The following is a 15,562-nucleotide window of genomic DNA, read 5'->3' on the forward strand; positions in this document are numbered from 1 at the left end:
ACAGTGAGTGCTAAGCGTCTCCTACTGCACGCTCAGCGCCACGAAGCGCAGCTCGCCATCGGCGTTGGAGACGAGCAGCAGCACCGACTTCTTGCCGTCCTTCTTGAGCTGGTCGACCCGCTTCTGGATCTCGGCGCCGCTAGACACCGCCTCCTGCGCCACCTCGACGATGACGTCGCCGGCGGACAGCCGCTTCTCGGCAGCGTCGGAATTGGCGTCGACGCTGGTGACGACCACGCCCTTGACGGTGTCCTTGATCTTGTAGCGCGTGCGCAGATCCTTGCTCAGCGTTGCCAGATCGAGACCAAGCGCCTTCTGCGTCACCGGCTTCTCGGGCGCGGGTTCGTCGGTCTTCACCGCGGCCTGAACCTTCTCGGGATCCTGGAGGCGGCCGAGCGTGACCTTCTTGGTCTGCTCCTGGCCCTTGCGGATGATGATCACGTCGACTTCCTTGCCGACCGCCGTGTCGGCGACGACGCGGGACAGGTCCTTCGGGTCCTTGACGTCCTTGCCGTCGAACTTAACGACGACGTCGCCGGGCTCGATGCCGGCGGGCTTGGCCGGGCCCTTGTCGTCGACGCCGGCGATCAGCGCGCCACGCGCGGGCTTGATGCTGAGGCTCTCGGCGATCTCGTCGGTGACGCTCTGGATGCGCACCCCTAACCAGCCGCGGCGCAGCTCGCCGAACTGCCGGAGCTGGTCGACGACGCCCACGACGGTCTTCGACGGCACAGCGAAGCCGATGCCGATGGAGCCGCCGGAGGGCGAGATGATCAGCGTGTTGACGCCGATGACGTCACCGTCGAGGTTGAACAGCGGGCCGCCGGAATTGCCGCGGTTGATGGAGGCGTCGGTCTGGATGTAGCTGTCATATGGCCCTGAGGAGATGTCGCGGTTCTTGGCCGAGACGATACCGGCCGTGACCGTGCCACCGAGACTGAAGGGGTTGCCGATCGCGACCACCCAGTCGCCGAGGCGCAGCTTGTCGGAGTCGCCGAACTTCACCGCGACCAACGGCTTCGGCGGCTTGATCTTGAGCACGGCGAGGTCGGTCTTCTTGTCGACGCCGACCAGTTCGGCCTTGATCTTGGTTCCATCGTTGAGAATGACGTGGATCTCGTCGGCATCAGCAATGACGTGGTTGTTGGTGACGACCACGCCTGATGTGTCGATGATGAAACCGGAGCCGAGCGAATTGGTCTTGCGCGGCGGGTTGTTGTCACCGCCTTTGCTGCCACCGCCGGGACCCCTGCGGTTCTTGAAGAAGTCGTCGAAGAACTCCTCGAAGGGCGAGCCGGGCGGCAGTTGCGGCATGGTGTTGCTGCCGCCGCCCTTGGCATCGACGGTCTGCGACGTGGAGATGTTGACGACCGCGTCGATCACCTTCTCGGCGACGTCGGCGATGCCGTCCGGTCCACGCGCATGAGCCGGCGTGCCGAACGCGCCGAAAGCACCGATGGCGAGCGCGGCCAGCCCAGTTCGCACCCAATGGCGCAAGCGGGACGGGGCAATGGTGGCAGCGGTCATTGTAATCTCCAGAGAATAGGGGGTTCGGCGCCAGACTGCGCTCGAACGGGGGGACGGCGCAAGCGCAGAGCTTAACGGGTCTCAACACCCCGATAATACGGCGAAAACCAGTCGTTCGCCTTCACTTTGGCGTTGGCATGACGCCTAAACCGGACGCCGCATCACCCAGATCAGGATCAGGCCGGCCACGGCCGAACCGATCCCGACCGCCCGCAGGATGTTGTCCGGCGTGGCGATGGCGCTCTTCATGGCCTTGCGCATCCAGTTGGGACTTGCCGCGAACATCAAGCCTTCGAGCACGAACAGGATGCCTAGGCCGATGAGGAAGTCGGCGAACGCAATGGACCTCATCGGAATGGAACCTCCCGTTATGCTGTTCTTGTCTGGACAAAGGGCGGCCAGACCGGCCGCCCTTGTCTAGCTTACGGCTTCGCCCGCGTCTCGGTCGCCGTCTTGCCGGACGGGCTACCGAAGTACCGGAAGAAATCCGAGTCCGGCCGCAACAGGAAGCGAGTGTCGTTCGAACGCAACCCGTTCTCATAGGCCGTCATCGACCGGTAGAAGGCGAAGAAGTCGGCGTCCTTGCTGTAGGCTTCCGCAAACAGGCGGTTGCGCTCGGCATCGCCCGCACCGCGGGTCTGCTCAGCCTGCGAATTGGCTTCTGCGACGATGACGGTCGCCTCGCGGTCGGCCTTGGACTTGATCTCCTGAGCCTTCTGGCCACCCTGTGCACGGAACTCGGCGGCCTCGCGCTCACGCTCGGTCTTCATGCGCTGGTAGACCGCCTGGCTGTTCTGCTCCGGCAGGTCGGCGCGGCGGATCCGGACGTCGACGACCTGAATGCCGTAGCCATCGGCCTCGCGGTCGAGCTGGTCGCGGATGCGCAGCATCAGCTTTTCGCGGTCGTCGCGCACCACGTTGATGAAGGTGACTTCGCCGAGCACGCGGCGCAGCGCCGCGTTCAAGAGCGTGGTCAGCTGAATGTTGGCAGCCTGGATCGAGCCGACACTCTGATAGAAGCGCAGCGCGTCCTTGATGCGGTAGCGCGCGAAGGCGTCGACCACCAGCCGCTTCTGGTCGGAGGCGATCGCTTCCTGCGACGGGTTCTCCAGGTCGAGGATCCGCTTGTCGATGTTGATCACCGAATTCCACGGCGCCTTGAAATGCAGGCCGGGCACGGTGACGACGTCGACAGGCTTGCCGAACTGGAGCACGATGGTTTGCTCAGTCTGCTGCACCGTGAACAGCGACATGTAGGCCACGATCAGGATCAGGAGCAGCCCGAGCAGCGAGACGAAACCTGTAACCGGAGACCTCATCGGCTGCCTCCGCTCGACTGCGGACCGGTCATAGGTGCCCGCTTGGGCGCCAGTTCGGGAAGCGGCAGATAGGGCACGACGCCTTGGCCCGAGGGGCCACCGTCATAGACGAGCTTATCGGCGCCGCCGAGCACGCGCTCCATCGTCTCCAGATAAATCCGTTCTCGCGTCACGTCGGGCGCCTTCTTGTATTCGTCGTACACTTTCAGGAAGCGCGCGCTCTGGCCCTTGGCCTCGGCGACCGCCTGCTCCTTGTAGCCTTCGGCGTCCTGGAGGATCTTGGCCGCCCGTCCGCGCGCCTGCGGGACCACCTGGTTGGCGTAGGTCTGCGCCTCGTTTTGCAGCTGCTCGAGATTGGCGCGCGCAGCCTGCACGTCGCGGAAGGCGTCGATCACCTGCGCCGGCGGATCGACCTTCTGCATCTGCACCTGGGTGATGAGAATGCCCGCGCCATAGCTGTCGAGGGTCTTCTGGATCAGCTCCTGCACGCCCTGTTCGGTGACATTGCGCGCGCCGGTCAGGATCGGCTGGATCTGCGAGCGGCCAATCACCTCGCGCATCGCGCTCTCGGCGACTGCCTTCACGGTGCCTTCGGGATTCTGGATGTTGAAGAGGAAGTCGCCGACGCCATCCGGCTTGATGCGCCAGAGCACGGTGAAGTCGACGTCGACGATGTTTTCGTCGCCGGTCAGCATCAGGCTCTCTTCCGGGACGTCACGTATGGAGCGGCCGCGCCGCGCCGGATCGTCGATCAGCGTCATGCCGATGGAGATGGTGTTGACGCGTAGCGCCTTGGGCAGCAGTACTGTCTCGATCGGATAGGGCAGATGGTAATTCAGGCCCGGCTGCACCGTACGGACATGCTTGCCGAAGCGCAGCACGACGCCGAGCTCTTCGGACTGCACGCGGAAGAAGCCCGACAGCAGCCAGAACGCGACGATGAGCAGGATGATCAGCGTGATGCCGACGCCGGAGAAATAGCCGCCGGGCATGATCTGCTGGAGGCGGTCCTGGCCGCGTCGCAGAAGGTCTTCCAGATCCGGCGGCCTCGGCCCGACCGGTTGCGGGCCTGAGCCCCATGGTCCCTTTGGACCCGAGCCCCACGGGCCACCGCCCTGATTCTTCCACGGCATACGACGCTCTCCTCGGCAGGGTGGAAATGCCCCCCGCCCGCTTGTCCGGTCCGGCTTTATAGGGGACGGGCAGGTCCCTTACAACGCAGCCCTGACTGTCTTCCGAGCTATGCTCGGGCACGAAAAAGTCAATGTAAACATTGGCGAATGCGGTTAATGGGCTGCCCGCCGACGATATGTCACATAGGAGAAGTCGGCGCTGTCGTCGGGGCCGGCAGGATGCCGGATGCGTGCCACCTCATCCCACTCCGCCTTGTCGATGTCGAAATGCGTGTCGCCTTCGGGCCGCGCATGCACTTCAGTGATTTCGAGGCGATCGGCGCGATCGAGCAACTGCCGATAGATCTCGGCGCCGCCGATCACCGCGATCTCGGCGACCGAACGCCGCAGGGCGTCGCCCCGCGCAACGTCGTTTGCATCCCCCGCCGATGTTGTGACGATGGCCCCGATGGCGCGATACCCCGCATCGCGCGTGATCACGATGTTGGTGCGGCCCGGCAGCGGACGGCGCAGGGATTCGAAGGTCTTGCGACCCATGATCACGGGCTTGCCAATCGTGAGCGCCTTGAAGCGCGCCATGTCGGATTTCAAGCGCCACGGGATCGCGTTGCCTGCGCCGATGACTCCGTTCTCGGCGATCGCGACGACGAAAACGATCTCCATCAGGTCGCGCTCCCGGCAAGCCGTGTCAGCGCCGGCCCGGTGACGCGACACAGCGTCCAGTCGTCCATCATGACGGCACCGAGCGATTTGTAGAACGCGATCGACGGCGCGTTCCAGTCGAGCACCGCCCATTGCAGGCGCGACCAGCCGTTATCGACGCATTCCTTCGCGAGATAGACCAGCAGCGCCTTGCCGAGGCCCCTGCCCCGATGCGACGGCCGCACATAGAGATCTTCGAGATAGATGCCGTGCCGGCCGCTGAAGGTGGAGAAATTCGCAAACCACACCGCAAAACCGACCGCCTCGCCGTTCCATTCGGCGATCGCGCAATAGAGTTGCGGCCTGTCGCCGAACAGCGCGTCCGCGATGTCAGCCTCGGTCGCCTCGACCTCGTGTGAAAGCTTCTCGTATTCGGCGAGTTCACGGATGAAGGAAAGAACGAGCCCGGCTTCTCCGGGCTGTGCACGACGGATGTTGAGCGACATAGGACGCTAGACCGCGACTTCCGCCTTGATGTGCGGATGCGGATCGTAGCCGACGAGCTCGAAATCCTCGAAGCGGAAGGAGAAGATGTCCTTCACCTCGGGGTTGATCCGCATCACCGGCAACACGCGCGGCGCGCGGGTGAGCTGGAGCTTCGCCTGCTCCAGATGGTTGGAATAGAGATGCGTATCGCCGAACGAATGCACGAAGTCGCCCGGCTTGAGGCCGGTGACCTGCGCGACCATCATCGTCAGCAGTGAATAGGAGGCGATGTTGAAGGGCACGCCGAGGAACACGTCGGCCGAGCGCTGATAAAGCTGGCACGACAGCCTGCCATTGGCGACGTAGAACTGGAACAGGCAGTGGCACGGCGGCAGCGCCATCTTGTCGACCTCGGCCGGATTCCAGGCCGAGACGATCAGGCGGCGCGAGTCCGGATTGCGCTTGATCATGTCGATAACGTTCGCGATCTGGTCGATGCTGCGGCCATCAGGCGCGGGCCAGGAGCGCCACTGATGGCCGTAGACCGGGCCAAGATCGCCATTGGCATCGGCCCATTCGTCCCAGATGGTGACGCCGTTGTCGCGCAGATATTTGATGTTGGTGTCGCCCTTTAGGAACCAGAGCAGCTCATGCACGATCGCCTTCAGCGGCAGCCGCTTGGTGGTCAGCATCGGGAAGCCGGCGGACAGATTGAAGCGCATCTGGTGGCCGAACACCGACAGCGTGCCGGTGCCGGTCCGGTCCGTCTTCTCGGCGCCGTCTGAAAGAATCCGCTCGAGCAGGTCCTGATACTGGTGCATGTGTCGTGAGCCTTTGGGAGGCGGGAAACTTAACGGCCGCCTCTGCGCTGCGACAGCGGCGATTCGCTGCCCGCACCGATTATACCCGGAAAAGTGAGTGTTCCCGGCGCAAACGACAAGGGGCGGAACTCGGCATTCCGCCCCTCCCCTATCAGCTTGATCCTGCTGGCTAAGTTGCCGGCTTGAGAACCGGGCTCCACTTCGCGATCTCGTTCTTGACGAGGGTCGCCAGCGCCTCCGGCGTACGGTCCTTAGGCCCCGGAATGACGCTGCCGAGCTCGAGCAGGCGCTTGCGCACGGTCTCGTCGTCGAGCGCCTTGATGGCGGCGGCGTTCAGGCTCGCCACGATCGCCGGCGAGGTTCCCTTCGGTGCGAACATCGCATTCCAGGCCTGGGCCTGGAATGCCGGCAGGCCGGCTTCCGCCGTCGTCGGCACGCTCGGCAGCGACGGATTGCGCTCCGCCGTTGCGATCGCATAGGCCTTGATGGTGCCGGCATTGATCTGCGGGACGGCGTTGACGATCTGGTCGCACATGTAGTCGACCTGTCCCGCCACCAGCGCGTTCATCGCGGGACCCGTGCCATTGAAGGGCACACCGACCGGTTTGATGTCGACGATGGAGTGCAGAAGCTCGCATGAGGCGTGCGAGACCGAGCCGACGCCGGCATGCGCGGCATTCACCTTCTCGGCATTCGCCTTCACATAGGTGACGAACTCCTTGAGGTCCTTCGGCGGAAAATCCTTGCGCGCCAGGATCAGGATCGGCGTGCCCGCGAGCAGCGCGACCGGCTCGAAGTCCTTCTCGGGATGATAGGCGAGTTTCGGATAGAGCGGCACGGAGGCGGCATGCGTGCCCATATGTCCGGTGATGAGCGTATAGCCGTCATTGGCCGCACGCGCGGCGCGCGTTGTGGCGGTGGTGCCGCCGGCGCCGACCACGTTCTCGATGATGATGCTCTGCCCCAGCGTCTGCGCCATGTGTGCGGTGACGATTCGCGCGACGACGTCGGTCGGTCCGCCGGCCGCGAACGGCACGATCATGGTGATGCTGCGCGTCGGATAGGTCTGCGCCTCAGCCGGTGCGGCAAGGGCGCACAACGATGCGAACGCCGCGGCACATGCGCCCGCAAGCGCGCGAATGACAGTCATCTCGATCTCCGGGAAACAAACAAAAATGCCGGCCACAAGGCCGGCATTTTCATTTCACGAAGCCGTCACGCAAGTCGATTCGACTTCCGAATGCGGCGCGCCGACGCAGGGCGCGGCGCCGACGCAGGGCGGCGCCTCAGTTCTCGGACTCGGTGAACACCTCGTCGCGCTTGGCGCGCAAGACCGGCAGCACCGTAAGGACAAGAAGGGTCGCCGCGACCGCGAGCAGCACTGCCGACAACGGACGCGTCAGGAACACGCTCCAGTCGCCGCGCGAGATCAGCAGCGCACGGCGCAGGTTCTCTTCCATCAGCGGTCCCAGCACCATGCCGAGCAGCAGCGGCGCCGGCTCGAAATCGTGCTTGATCAGCCAGTAACCGACGAGGCCGAATACACCTGCGAGGATGACGTCGACCGGCGCGTTGTTCACGGAATAGATGCCGATCGCGCAGAAGATCACGATCGAGGGGAACATCAGCCGGTACGGCACGCGCAGCAGCCGCACCCAGATTCCGACCAGCGGCAGGTTGATGATGATCAGCATCAGATTGCCGATCCACATCGAGGCGATCATGCCCCAGACGAGATCCGGCTGCTTCTGCATCACCTGCGGACCCGGCACGATGCCGTGAATGGTCATCGCGCCCACCATCAGCGCCATCACCGCGTTCGGCGGGATGCCGAGGGTAAGCAACGGGATGAAGGAGGTCTGCGCCGCGGCGTTGTTGGCACTCTCCGGCCCGGCCACGCCTTCAATCGCGCCGCGGCCGAACCGCGACGGGTTCTTGGCGAGCTTCTTCTCGAGCGTATAGGCCCCGAATGATGCGATGGTCGCACCGCCGCCGGGCAAGATGCCGAGGATCGAGCCGAGCACGGTGCCGCGCAGGATGGCGGGCGTCGAGTCGACCAGATCCCTTCTGGTCGGCATCAGACCTGTAATCTTCTGCTGCACGAGATCGCGGCTCATCTCGGCGCCAGCGTCGAGATTGCGGATGATCTCGGCAAAACCGAATACGCCCATCGCCACCGTCGCAAAGCCGAGGCCGTCGGCGAGTTCCGGAATGTTGAAGGCCATGCGCGAGGCGCCGGTCTCGATGTCCGAGCCGACCATCGAGAGCAACAGACCGAATACGATCATGGCGATCGCCTTCAGCACCGAGCCCTTGGCCAGCACCACCGCGAAGATCAGGCCGAGTACCATCAGCGAGAAATATTCGGCCGGGCCGAACGCCAGCGCGAGTTTCGTGAGCGGCGCGCCGAGGACGGCAATCAAGACGGTCGCGACGCAGCCGGCGAAGAACGAGCCGATCGCGGCGATCGCCAGCGCCGGGCCGGCGCGGCCTTGCCTCGCCATCTGGTGGCCGTCGATGGCGGTGACGACCGATGTCGCCTCACCGGGTATGTTGACCAGGATCGACGTGGTCGAGCCGCCGTACTGGGCGCCGTAATAGATGCCGGCGAGCATGATCAGCGCGCCGACTGGCGGCAATCCAAAGGTGATCGGCAGCAGCATCGCGACCGTTGCGATGGTGCCGATGCCCGGGAGCACGCCGACCAGCGTCCCGACCAGGGCGCCGATCAGGCACATCAGAAGGTTGATCGGGGAGAACGCGACGGCGAAGCCGTGAGCGAGGTTGGCAAAGATATCCATCACGCCCTCACTGGATCAGGAAACGCGGAAACATCGGCATCGGCAGCCCGAGCACGTATGGAAACAGGATCGCGCAACCAACCGTCAGGCAGGCGCCGACGATCGCCGCTTCAAGCCAGCGCGTCTCATTCGATCCGGTCGCCGCGATCATGAAGCTTAGGAAGGCCGTGACCACGAGGCCGAGGGGCCGGATCGCCAGCGCAAAGAAGAGGATCGCCGCCACCACAAACAGCGGTCCCCGCCAGGAGTAATGGGAAAGCGGGGCTCCCTCCGTCAGGAGGCCCGTCAAGGCGATGCCGGCGGACAAGGCGACCAGCAGGCCGCCGAACATGCGCGGCGCGGTCCCCGCGCCGAAGGAGAAGCCGCGCATGCCCTGCAAATCACTCGACGCCCATAGCGCGAACAGGGCGACCGCCATCAGGACGATGCCGCCGACATAGTCCTGCGCCGACCGGATCGTCATGAACAGCGTGAGGATCGCCACCACAAATAGCGGATAGGAATAGATCAGTGCCAGCAGCACCTCGGACGACACCTTCTTGGCACCGCCACCGAGCGACCCGAAGATCGCGCTGGGCGCTCCGGCGAGCAGCGCCGTCGCGTGGCTGGTGACGACCGTTGCCGGGCCGCGGCCGGTGCCCCAGCCGAAGATCGTCCCGATCGACCAGATCAATTCGAAAATCTGCGGCGCAATCGCCAGCAGACAAAAACCGAGCGCCAGCTTTGTGTTTCGAGTGGCTGTCGCTGAGTGGCCCATCGTGTCGGCCATGCCTGTCTCCTCCGCGACCCGTAAGTCACGAGCACTGTTGTTCTAAATCGGCTGGAACTGGATCCCCCGCCCGGATCACTGCCTAGCGATTTTCATCACACAATGCCAGCAAAACCCAACAACCCCCAGCATGCAGGAACCAGAGTGGATTGATGCGCGAAACCGATGCGATCACCGCAACCATCGCGGTTAGGAGCAGTGCAGCAATTGCGCGATCGGTCGCAGGGCACTCGCCGCCGTAGCCTATTAACGTCACGATAAGACGTTCGGACCGGGCGAGAGGTGCACGATCGCATAGGCGTCAGTGAACTGCTTGTCGCTCATCCAGTGATGCACCTCGACCGCGATACGGTGCATCTCGGGCACCACCGTCGCGGTCTTGGACGGCCGGTGCTGAATCCGGGGACATGTCAGACGCTTAGGAACGAGGGTCGCGCCACGGCCAAGACGGGCCGGAACCTATCCAAAGGAACCGCAGCCAATTCGCTCGAAACCCCTGTTTTTCGAAAGCTTTGCGCCCTATATTGGGGATGCCGGTTCGCCGGCTATGGAAATAAACGGTCGTCGCAATAAACCATTCGGACCCGGGGGCGGTACCCGGCGCCTCCACCAAAGCCCACCCACGGGGCAGGCCTAGAAGCGGGTTTTGGCGGGGGCGAAATAGGATCGACGAGGGCGTAAAGGGCGTACTTTTTCCCGGTATTGTTCCGCCGTTATCGGGCTACTGCAATAGTTGCCAACGACAACTTTGCTCCGGTTGCTCAGGCTGCGTAACGCAGTTTGAAAGACCACTCTAAAGTCCTAGCGGGTTAAGCTCCGCTAGGCGGGGTTCGGAGGCACCTGGCAACAGAAGCCTCCACTTTGCTTTTTGATTTCTTCCACGGCGGGGACTCCTGCTGACCCGTCAGGCGCGATACTATTGCGGCTTGGCGAGTCGGACCGGCAGGGTCCGGCTTCGGGGATGCAACAGGACCACCATGGCGACCGATCATATCCGATACGATGTGCTGGCCCGCGACGCGCTGCGCGGTGTGCTGCGCAAGGTGCTGACCGATGCCGCGGCCCATGGCCTGCCGGGTGAGCACCATTTCTTCATCACCTTCGTGTCGAAGGCCGAGGGCGTGAAGCTGTCGTCGCGGTTGCTCGCGCAATATCCGGAAGAGATGACGATCATCCTACAGCACCAATTCTGGGATCTGACCGTGCTCGAGGACCGTTTCGAGGTCGGCCTGTCCTTCGGCGGCATTCCGGAGCGACTGGTGGTGCCGTTCAGCGCTATCAAGAGCTTCCTCGATCCGTCCGTGAAATTCGGTCTCCAATTCGACACGTCCGACGTCGCTGAGGTGGCGCCCGAGAGTTTGCCGGCAGCACCCGCACCGTCGGCCGTCGCGGCCCCCGCGTCTGCCGCTGAGCCGGCGGAAAGCGCGGAGGAGCCGGCGGCCCCAAACCAGGGCGGCGCCGAAGTCGTGCGGCTCGATCGTTTCCGCAAGAAATGATCTAGGTTGGGCCCGCCCCCGTCGCACACGGCCAGACTCCCTATATAGAAGAGCATATCAAGAGGCCCGCGCGGCATTTCGCGCGGCGGAATGGATGTGCTCATGGCCAAAACTGCCCGCTCAAAGACTGCTCGCCCCGCCACCCGCACCGAGACCGACAGTTTTGGTCCGATCGAGGTCGCCGCCGACCGCTATTGGGGGGCGCAGACCGAGCGCTCGCGGCAGAATTTCCGCATCGGGACGGATCGCATGCCGATCTCGCTCGTGCATGCCCTCGGCATCGTCAAGCTCGCCGCGGCACAGTCCAACCGCGAGCTCGGCCTGCTCGACCAGCGCCGCGCCAATGCCATCATCCGTGCCGCGCGCGAGGTGATCGACGGCAGCCTCGACGATCATTTCCCGCTGGTGGTGTGGCAGACCGGCTCGGGCACCCAGACCAACATGAACCTCAACGAGGTCATCGCCAACCGTGCCAACGAGCTGCTCGGCGGCGAGCTCGGCGCCAAGAAGCCGGTGCATCCCAACGACCACGTCAACATGAGCCAGTCGTCGAACGACTCTTTTCCCACCGCGATGCATATCGCGGCGGCAAGCCGCATCACTGCGGATCTCGTTCCTGCGCTCGGTGAGTTGCTCCGCGCGCTGCGCAAGAAAGAGAAGGAGTTCGCCAGAATCGTGAAGATCGGCCGGACCCACACCCAGGACGCGACGCCGCTGACGCTCGGCCAGGAGTTTTCCGGCTATGCCGCGCAGGTCGAGAGCGGCATCACCCGCCTCAAGGGCGCGGTGAAGGAGCTTTATCCGCTGGCGCAGGGCGGCACCGCCGTTGGCACCGGCCTCAACTCGAAGCCGCGCTTTGCGAAACTGTTCGCTAAGCACGTTGCCGGGATCACGAAGCTCCCCTTCACCAGCGCCGCCAACAAATTCGAGGCGCTGGCCTCGAACGATGCCTATGTGCTGGCGCACGGCGCCATCAATTCGGTCGCGACGGGCCTGTTCAAGATCGCCAACGACATCCGCCTGCTCGGATCCGGCCCGCGCTCAGGGCTAGGCGAACTGATCCTGCCGGAGAACGAGCCGGGCTCCTCGATCATGCCGGGCAAGGTCAATCCGACCCAGTGCGAGGCGATGACCATGGTCTGCTGCCAGGTGTTCGGCAATCACACCGCGATCACCGTCGCCGGCAGCCAGGGCCATTTCGAGCTCAACGTCTTCAAGCCCGTGCTGGCCTACAACATGCTGCACTCGGTCCGCCTGATGGCGGACGCTGCGCGCTCTTTCACCGAACATTGCGTCAGCGGCATCCGCGCCGACGAGAAGCGCATCAAGGAGCTGATGCAGCGCTCGCTGATGCTGGTGACGGCGCTCGCGCCCAAAATCGGCTACGACAATGCGGCCAAGGTGGCCAAGACGGCGCATGCCAACGGAACCACGCTGAAGGAAGAGGCGCTGCGACTCGGCTTCGTCTCGGCGGATGAATTCGACCGCCTGGTACGCCCCGAGAAGATGACCAGCCCGGGATAAAATTCCGAATTCCGATAGCCATCCGTAGTGATACGGACGCCGGACCCGCAGAAATATAGGGCTTTGAGCGCGGGATTTGATTACCGTCAATGTTGCGGCGGGGCGGCGTGTTACGCAGCCCCTCTGCCCTTGACGGGGCTAATTCATCGTTTGATGGCCCGAGGGGCCGATTGACGAGGACGAGCTAATGGCGATCAAGTCTTTTGGGGCGCAATGCGGCGCCCTGTTTCTGAATGTTTCATCCGGCGCAGAGAGGATCGGGTGATGGAGACACGGCATGGGGAACGTCATCAACCTGAATCGTTTCAGGAAGCGCGCCGAGCGGGAAGCCTCGGCGAAGCAGGCGGACGCCAACCGGGCGAAGTTCGGTCGCACGAAGGCGGAGCGGTCGGCGGCGGAGAAGCGGGCGGACCAGGCGAAGGAGCATCTGGACCAGCACCGGATCGATCGCGAGGAGCAGCCATGAAGTCGCCCGTCGTGAAACGATCGATCGTCGTCGCCGGCCACAAGACCAGCGTCAGCCTGGAAGAGGCGTTCTGGAACGGCATGAAGGAGATCTCGGGCCTGCGCAACATGACGCTGTCCGAGCTCGTCGGCGAGATCGACGGCGCCCGCCAGCAGGGCAATTTGTCCTCGGCGATCCGCCTGTTCGTCCTGGACTACTTCAAGAGCCGCGCCATGGCCGTCCAGCCGGAAAAGGTCCCGGCCCAGTAGCCGCCGGAGCGCTTTCCCGGAGCGCCCCGCGATCTGCACTTTAAAATCACTCTAAGGTGCAGCTTCGGCGGGCGAGCGCGCTTGACCTCAATGCCCTGCATTGAAAATACAGGGCATGACCGACACCAATGACATGCGCCCGCACATGCCGCTGGGTCTGGCCCAGCGTGGCTATACCGGCGTCATCCAGCATCTGTCCGCCCGCGAGGCGGGCTCGGCGCTCTCGGACATCGAGCTCGAGAGCCGGCTGATCGAGCTCGGCTTCGTCGAGGGCGCCCAGGTCGAGGTCCTGCATGAGGGGCTGGTCGGACGCGACCCGATCGCCGTGCGGGTCGACAACATCACCATCGCGGTCCGTCGTCGCGAAGCCATGGCCATCATCGTCGCTTAGGTAGCGGCCGGATATTTTCTCCCATGGAATTACCCCTGCTGCATCTCGCCTTGGTGGGCACGCCAAACAGCGGCAAGACCTCGCTGTTCAATGCCCTGACCGGCAGCCGGCAGAAGGTCGCGAACTATCCGGGCGTCACGGTCGAGCGCAAGGAAGGCTTCTTCGTCTCCCCGCTCGGCCGCCAGGTCTCCGTGGTCGACCTGCCCGGCACCTATTCGCTGCGCGGCCGCAGCCCGGACGAGGAGATCACCCGCGACTTCGTGCTCGGCAAGGCCTCCGGCGAGACAGTGCCCGATCTCGTGCTGTGCGTGGCCGACTCGACCAATCTGCGCCTGACCATCCGCCTGCTGCTCGAGCTCAAGCGCACGGGACGGCCGATGATCCTCGTGCTCAACATGTTCGACATCGCGACGCGTCGCGGCATCGATGTGGACGTGGAGCGGCTCGCCAAGGAGCTCGGCGTGCCCGTGGTCACCTCGATCGCGGTGCGCAAGGGCGGCACGGCCGATCTGCTGGCTCTGACCGACGAGATCTCGGCCAAGCTTGCCGCCGAGCCCCAGGAGAACAGCTGGCGCGCGCTCAGCGTCAGCGAATTGCGCGCGACCCAGCGCGAGGCCGACCGCATCATCGCCGACTGCGTTAGCCTGCCTGCTAGCCCCGACACCTGGACCGCGCGGATCGACGCCGTCGTGCTGCATCCGGTCGCCGGCCTCATCATGCTCGCGCTGATCCTGTTCGTGATGTTCCAGGCGGTGTTCGCCTGGGCGAAGCCGCTGATGGAGCTGCTGCAGTCCGGCTTCGATGTACTCGGCGGGTTCGTCCACGCCACCCTCCCCGACGGTCTGTTGCAGAGCTTCCTTCAGAACGGCGTGATCGCGGGCGTCGGCAGCGTCATCGTGTTCCTGCCGCAGATCATCATCATCTTCCTGTTCATCCTGCTCCTGGAAGATTTCGGCTACATGGCGCGCGCCGCGTTCCTGATGGACCGCATCATGGGCGGCGCCGGCCTGCACGGCCGTGCCTTCATTCCGCTCTTGTCGAGCTTTGCCTGCGCCATTCCCGGCATCATGGCGACGCGCGTCATCGACAACAAGCGCGACCGACTGACCACGATCCTGATCGCGCCGCTGATGACCTGCTCGGCGCGTATTCCGGTCTACACGCTGATCATTTCCGCCTTCATCCCGGCCAGGGACGTCTGGGGCTTCATCAACCTGCAAGGCCTCGTGATGTTCGGCCTCTATGCGGCCGGCATCACCAGCGCGCTTGTGGTCTCGTTCCTGATCAAATTCTTCATGCTGCGCGACTATGCGCCGGCGCCGTTCATGCTGGAGCTGCCGGACTACAAGATGCCGCGGCTGAAATCGATCGCGATCGGCATCTACACCCGCGCCAAGATGTTCTTGCAGCGTGCGGGCACCACGATCTTCTCGATGATGGTGCTGATCTGGTTCCTGGCCTCGTTTCCGCAGCCGCCGGTGGGCGCCACCGAGCCGGCGATCGACTTCAGCCTGGCTGCGATGATCGGCAAGGCGCTCGCGCCACTGCTCGCGCCCGTCGGCTTCAACTGGCAGATCGCGGTCGCCCTGATCCCCGGCATGGCGGCGCGCGAGGTCGCGGTCGCAGCGCTCGGCACCGTCTATGCGATCGAGGGCGGCAAGGAGGCGGCCGAGCAGATCGGCCAGGTGCTGGCGACGAAATGGTCGCTCGCGACCGCCTTGTCGATGCTGGCCTGGTACATCTTCGCCCCGCAATGCGCCTCCACCCTCGCCGTGATCCGGCGCGAGACCGGAAGCTGGGCCTGGATGGCCGTGACCTTCACCTACATGCTGGTGCTGGCCTATGCGGCGAGCCTCGTCACCTACAATGCCGCGGTCGCGCTAGGCGCGGGCTAAAGCCCGTTCCAAAACAAAAACTGCGAAAACAACCCCATGCACAG

At 64.2% G+C, this 15,562-nt stretch carries 16 protein-coding genes, 1 other RNA gene and 1 pseudogene; 7 read left to right on the top strand and 11 right to left on the bottom strand.

Features of this window, described 5'->3' with window-relative positions; genetic code table 11:
• Positions 1–21 precede the first annotated feature (21 nt).
• From ACNJX8_RS33855 to ACNJX8_RS33905, 11 genes and pseudogenes are all read right to left on the bottom strand, one after another.
• A complete protein-coding gene (locus ACNJX8_RS33855; protein ID WP_128935963.1) occupies positions 22–1,527 on the bottom strand; it encodes a Do family serine endopeptidase in 1,506 nt (501 codons plus the stop codon).
• Positions 1,528–1,671: 144 nt separating this feature from the next.
• Entirely contained in the window at positions 1,672–1,878 is a 207-nt protein-coding gene (locus ACNJX8_RS33860; RefSeq protein ID WP_027560516.1) for a DUF2065 domain-containing protein, read from the bottom strand.
• A 71-nt stretch (positions 1,879–1,949) separates the two neighbouring features.
• Positions 1,950–2,846 (bottom strand): protease modulator HflC, encoded by an 897-nt coding sequence (gene hflC, locus ACNJX8_RS33865; RefSeq protein WP_439358265.1) that lies wholly within the window; start codon positions 2,844–2,846, stop codon positions 1,950–1,952.
• Entirely contained in the window at positions 2,843–3,979 is a 1,137-nt protein-coding gene (hflK, locus tag ACNJX8_RS33870) for an FtsH protease activity modulator HflK (RefSeq protein WP_128935965.1), read from the bottom strand. The genes hflC and hflK overlap by 4 nt, the downstream gene beginning before the upstream one ends.
• 153 nt (positions 3,980–4,132) lie before the next feature.
• Entirely contained in the window at positions 4,133–4,642 is a 510-nt protein-coding gene (locus ACNJX8_RS33875) for a dihydrofolate reductase (protein ID WP_249757737.1), read from the bottom strand.
• Positions 4,642–5,127: a GNAT family N-acetyltransferase gene (locus tag ACNJX8_RS33880; protein ID WP_128937713.1), complete on the bottom strand. Its 486-nt coding sequence runs from the start codon at positions 5,125–5,127 to the stop codon at positions 4,642–4,644. Before ACNJX8_RS33880 ends, ACNJX8_RS33875 begins: the two co-directional genes overlap by 1 nt.
• 6 nt (positions 5,128–5,133) lie before the next feature.
• Positions 5,134–5,928 (bottom strand): thymidylate synthase, encoded by a 795-nt coding sequence (locus ACNJX8_RS33885; RefSeq protein ID WP_439358266.1) that lies wholly within the window; start codon positions 5,926–5,928, stop codon positions 5,134–5,136.
• Between the two features lie 169 nt (positions 5,929–6,097).
• Entirely contained in the window at positions 6,098–7,078 is a 981-nt protein-coding gene (locus ACNJX8_RS33890; protein ID WP_439358267.1) for a tripartite tricarboxylate transporter substrate binding protein BugD, read from the bottom strand.
• A gap of 136 nt (positions 7,079–7,214) precedes the next feature.
• Positions 7,215–8,729: a tripartite tricarboxylate transporter permease gene (locus ACNJX8_RS33895; RefSeq protein ID WP_439358268.1), complete on the bottom strand. Its 1,515-nt coding sequence runs from the start codon at positions 8,727–8,729 to the stop codon at positions 7,215–7,217.
• 7 nt (positions 8,730–8,736) lie between these two features.
• On the bottom strand, positions 8,737–9,498 hold the full coding sequence (locus ACNJX8_RS33900) for a tripartite tricarboxylate transporter TctB family protein (protein WP_128937717.1): 762 nt from the start codon (positions 9,496–9,498) through the stop codon (positions 8,737–8,739).
• Between the two features lie 95 nt (positions 9,499–9,593).
• Positions 9,594–9,873, bottom strand: a pseudogene (locus ACNJX8_RS33905) (chromate transporter); the annotation flags it as partial.
• A gap of 118 nt (positions 9,874–9,991) precedes the next feature.
• Between ACNJX8_RS33905 and ssrA the strand changes: the two are divergent.
• The 7 genes from ssrA (at position 9,992) to feoB (ending at position 15,518) form a co-directional block, all read left to right on the top strand.
• Positions 9,992–10,359: a transfer-messenger RNA gene (ssrA, locus tag ACNJX8_RS33910) on the top strand.
• Positions 10,360–10,475: 116 nt separating this feature from the next.
• Positions 10,476–10,994 carry an SspB family protein gene (locus tag ACNJX8_RS33915; RefSeq protein WP_439358269.1) on the top strand — a complete coding sequence of 173 codons (519 nt, stop codon included), beginning with the start codon at positions 10,476–10,478 and terminating at the stop codon, positions 10,992–10,994.
• 90 nt (positions 10,995–11,084) lie between these two features.
• Complete coding sequence (fumC, locus tag ACNJX8_RS33920) at positions 11,085–12,518, top strand: class II fumarate hydratase (RefSeq protein ID WP_439358270.1); 1,434 nt, start codon at positions 11,085–11,087, stop codon at positions 12,516–12,518.
• Positions 12,519–12,795: 277 nt separating this feature from the next.
• On the top strand, positions 12,796–12,984 hold the full coding sequence (locus tag ACNJX8_RS33925) for a DUF4169 family protein (RefSeq protein ID WP_091879047.1): 189 nt from the start codon (positions 12,796–12,798) through the stop codon (positions 12,982–12,984).
• Complete coding sequence (locus ACNJX8_RS33930) at positions 12,981–13,232, top strand: ribbon-helix-helix domain-containing protein (RefSeq protein WP_084805126.1); 252 nt, start codon at positions 12,981–12,983, stop codon at positions 13,230–13,232. Before ACNJX8_RS33925 ends, ACNJX8_RS33930 begins: the two co-directional genes overlap by 4 nt.
• 115 nt (positions 13,233–13,347) lie before the next feature.
• On the top strand, positions 13,348–13,623 hold the full coding sequence (locus ACNJX8_RS33935) for a FeoA family protein (RefSeq protein ID WP_091879050.1): 276 nt from the start codon (positions 13,348–13,350) through the stop codon (positions 13,621–13,623).
• A 23-nt stretch (positions 13,624–13,646) separates the two neighbouring features.
• A complete protein-coding gene (feoB, locus tag ACNJX8_RS33940; protein WP_439358271.1) occupies positions 13,647–15,518 on the top strand; it encodes a ferrous iron transporter B in 1,872 nt (623 codons plus the stop codon).
• Positions 15,519–15,562: the final 44 nt, after the last annotated feature.

This window comes from Bradyrhizobium sp. SPXBL-04, assembly GCF_051853035.1.
Taxonomy (GTDB): Bacteria; Pseudomonadota; Alphaproteobacteria; order Rhizobiales; family Xanthobacteraceae; genus Bradyrhizobium; species Bradyrhizobium zhanjiangense.